The following is a 4,085-nucleotide window of genomic DNA, read 5'->3' on the forward strand; positions in this document are numbered from 1 at the left end:
TCGGAGGGAGAGAATCTCAGCGCTTCAAGAAGAGCAAGATGAGAATCAGTATAATCCTTATCTCTCGGAAAACGAACAATTTTAACACCAGCGCCTTCGAAATAAAGCAACGCTTCTGCTGAAATCGAATCCATATCGCCGATCAAAATGTCAGGTTTTATTCCCCAAGCGTATAGATAGTTTCCACCCCCGTCGGCACATATTATAAGATCCGCCTCTTCAAGCAAAGATTTATAGAGCCTCTCGTTTTTATAATCTCCATAGGTAAAAATCAATATTTTCAAGCTCTCTCCACTCCTACCTTAGAATTTCCCTCAGCTCCTCCTCGCTTTTTAGGATATCCCTTGGCTTACCCCCTCCCTTGGAAGGACCTACTATCCCCATTCTCTCAAGCATATCAAGGAGGCGAGCCGCACGAGCATACCCTATACCAAGCTTTCTCTGAAGCAATGTTGCAGACGCGGTTTTGGTATTAACTATAACCTCAAGGGCTTTTTTAAAGAGGGGATCCTGCGGAATCTCCCCCATTTCCTCCTCGGGAACTTTAAGAAGATCTTCCCAGTACCGGGGCTCTCCCTGTTCCTTAAGATAAGCGACTATTCTTCCAACATCCTCATCACCCACCCAGGCACACTGTGCTCTTATAGGCTGACCAGCTGTGGGAGACAGAAAAAGCATATCCCCCTTACCGAGAAGTCTTTCAGCTCCAGAAAAATCAAGTATCGTCCTTGAATCAGCCTGTGATGGTAGCGAAAAAGCTATACGCGCCGGAATATTCGCCTTTATTAAGCCCGTAACGACGTTCACTGAGGGCCTCTGAGTGGCGAGAATAAGGTGAATTCCAGTAGCGCGAGCCATCTGAGCCAGCCTGCATATAGACTCCTCAACCTCTTTGGGGGAAAGCATCATAAGATCCGCAAGCTCATCTATTATAACTACGATGTAATGGAATTTTTCCTCCTTTTCCAACTTGTTATATCCGTTTATATCCCTCACACCGAGTCGCGAAAATCTCCTATATCTCTTATCCATTTCCTCAAGAAGACGCTTCAGAACGTTCACGGCGTCCTTAACTTCCGTTATGACCGGAACTGCCAGATACGGTATGTCATTGTAAACGCTGAACTCAACCCGCTTAGGATCTATTAAAACAAGCCTGATATCCTCGGGCTTATTCCTGAATATCAGACTCATTATGATCACATTAAGGCAGACGCTTTTACCGGAGCCGGTTGCCCCCGCAACGAGAAGATGAGGAAGATCCGCTATATCTATAACAAGGGGGGAACCCGCAACATCTTTTCCGAGAGCTACCGCTAAAGGGGATTTTAGCTTCTTAAAGCTTGAGGATCTGAGAATCTCCTTAAGATATACAACTCTCCTTACCCTGTTAGGAACTTCTATGCCGACAAGTCCCTTTCCAGGTATCGGAGCCTCTATCCTAACGCTCTCAGCCTTGAGATTCAACGTTATCTCCTTCGATAAGGAAGCAATTCTATTAACCTTGACCCCTTTAGCAGGCTCTACCTCGAATCTGTGAACGGTGGGACCGACCACTACATTAACCACTCGAGCGGATATGCCAAAGTTTTTAAACGTTTCCTCAAGCTCTCTCTTCTCCTCCTCTACCGGTTCCCCATCACCTTTATAGACGGGAGGATCCGAAAGAAGACTTAAGGGGGGTGGCAGACCCCCTCCGGAAGCCTCACCGACAGTCGTTGAAACTCCTTCATCTACCGCAACCACAGCTTTCTTTCTCTTAGGTGCTTTTTCTATCTTTTTAGCCTCTTTAACCTTTATTTCTCTCTTTTCACCCTCACGCTTAAGCTTTCTCATAAGATAAATAAGAGCCCTCAAAGGCTTGCCCAGAAGCCAGTATCCAACAAGCCCGAGGGAAAAGGTCAATATAATGGCGCTACCCGCTGTTCCAACATAGTAATTAAGCTTTGAAAAGAGATAGCTACCTAATATCCCTCCTCTTGCGGGAAAGAGACGAGGAGGAAGGACAAGATGAAAGAGAATCGAAAGAAGAGGTAAGAGCAAAAGAAGCGGTAAAATCGGCACGCGGAGACCTAACAAGGAAAGCCCTTCAAGAAAAAGCAAGAGAGCAAATAAAAAAGAGGAAAAGCCAAATAATTTAAATAACTCTTCTTTGAAAAAGCTTCCAACCCTTCCAGTTTTAAAATCGAGCAGGCTTATAAAGAGAAAAACAGAGAATATGAGCAAGAAGATCCCAAATGCTATCCTTCTTTTATCCCTCTCCACCAACTACAAGCCCCCCCACAAGCATGGTTGGCTGTCCATCCCCCACGGGAACGCCCTGACCATCCTTACCACATACTCCCACATCAAACCTGAGATCCTTACCAAGCATTTTAACGTTCCTCAGAACCTGGGGACCGTTCCCCATCAAAATAGCCCCCTTAACTGGTCTTCCTTTCTTCCCCTTCTCTATAAGATATCCCTCAAGAACCTTGAAGACGAAATCACCATTAGTAGGATTAACCTCTCCCCCTCCCATCTTAACGACGAGAAGCCCTTTCTCAACCGATGAGATAATTTCCTCGAATTCGTGCTCTCCCCTTTCTAAAAAGGTATTTGTCATGCGCGGAATAGGATAATCCTCAAAGCTTTCCCTCCTGCCGTTCCCAGTTAAAGGAAGGTCCATCAGCTTAGCGGAAAGCCTGTCGGTCATGTAACCTTTCAAAACTCCATTTTCTATGAGAACGCTTCTTCTCACCGGTATTCCCTCATCGTCATATCCAAGAGTTCCACCAAGCCCAGGTATGGAACCATCATCAACGAGCGTTACTAAGGGAGAGGCAACCTCCTCTCCTATCTTTCCAGCGTAAACTGAAGCATCTTTCCTAACTATATCCGCCTCGAGTCCATGACCACAAGCCTCATGAATCATCGTTCCCCCAGCCTCACCTGAGATAACTACATCCATAACACCCGCTGGCGCGGGCCCAGCAGAGATAGCGAGCAAACCTCTTTTAAGCGCTTTTTCAGCGACTTTAAAAAGATTTTCCTCTTCCAGAACCTCATCCCCCTTCGTCCCTCCGAGAATCTCATAGGCACTTTCAAGCTTTCCATCCTTTTCAATCACGACTGCCATAGACAGGAAGGTATAAATCCTTAAATCCTCGACTAACCGTCCCTCATCGTTTCCTATCCAAACATTCTGAGAAGACCTCCTGTAAGATAGAATAACCTGCCTCACGAACTCATTCTTCCTTAAAAAGCCATTTACCTTCCAAAGCACCTCGGCAATATCATTCAACGAGTCTCTCCTAAGAGGAATCATTTTTCTCTCAGGGAGCTCCTTAACGATTAGCTTTCCTTCCTCTCCAGCACTTATTGCTTCCCTTATAGCTTTTATACCCTTATCAAGGTAACCTCTGTCTGGCAAGCCATGACAATAATAGGTGCTTTCCCCTTTAACCACCCTTAATCCCATTCCTTTTTTAAACCCATATGAAGAGAACTCAAGCTTATCATCCTCTATTTTAAAGCTCTCCCCACTTGAGGTTTCTACAAAAACATCGCTTAAATCCCCAAGGCTGTGTATGCTATCCAAAGCGGTGAGAACCAATTCCCTGTAGTCCAAGAAACTCACCTCCTGATGCTGTTCCTCAAGGTAACCTTAACTCCCTCAGGGACATTTAGGAAAAGATCTCCTTCTCCCCTAAAGATTGAAACCCATCCTATTCCCGAAATAGCTATATCTTGACCGGATCTCACAGCAAGCAGTTTTCCTTCCCATCCCTTGCTTTCTATTTTATCGATACATCCTTTACAGGGAGGCACAAGCCACTCCCCTACCCCCTTTTGTAGTATCTCGCGAAACCTCACCTCATTCGTTTCATGTAGAGGAATCTCACAAGATATAAAGGGTTTAAGAAGAAACTTCCCTTTTTTAATCGACAAGATTACAAGCCCCCCAAGCATCAGACTTCTTCCCTCTCTTAGTAAGAAAACCTTGCCCGAAAGCTTCTTAGAGGGTATAACCCTTTTCTGGCAATTTGAGCAAAGGATATCGTAAAGTCTCCCTTCTGGAACTATCCCAGGCGTATCGAGAAAAA

Annotated in this window: 4 protein-coding genes; all 4 read right to left on the reverse strand. The window is 45.2% G+C overall.

All coding sequences use genetic code 11. The features are described from left to right. Positions 1–284 (reverse strand): thiamine diphosphokinase (locus J7M13_03810; GenBank protein MCD6363111.1); only part of this gene is annotated, 284 nt, incomplete at its 3' end. 13 nt (positions 285–297) lie between these two features. Further along, on the reverse strand, positions 298–2,268 hold the full coding sequence (locus tag J7M13_03815) for a DNA translocase FtsK (GenBank protein ID MCD6363112.1): 1,971 nt from the start codon (positions 2,266–2,268) through the stop codon (positions 298–300). Next, entirely contained in the window at positions 2,252–3,610 is a 1,359-nt protein-coding gene (locus J7M13_03820; protein MCD6363113.1) for a TldD/PmbA family protein, read from the reverse strand. Before J7M13_03820 ends, J7M13_03815 begins: the two co-directional genes overlap by 17 nt. A 5-nt stretch (positions 3,611–3,615) precedes the next feature. Beyond that, positions 3,616–4,085: hypothetical protein (locus J7M13_03825; GenBank protein MCD6363114.1), on the reverse strand; the 470-nt coding region annotated here is incomplete at its 5' end.

This window comes from Synergistota bacterium (assembly GCA_021159885.1).
GTDB lineage: Bacteria > Synergistota > GBS-1 > GBS-1 > GBS-1 > AUK310.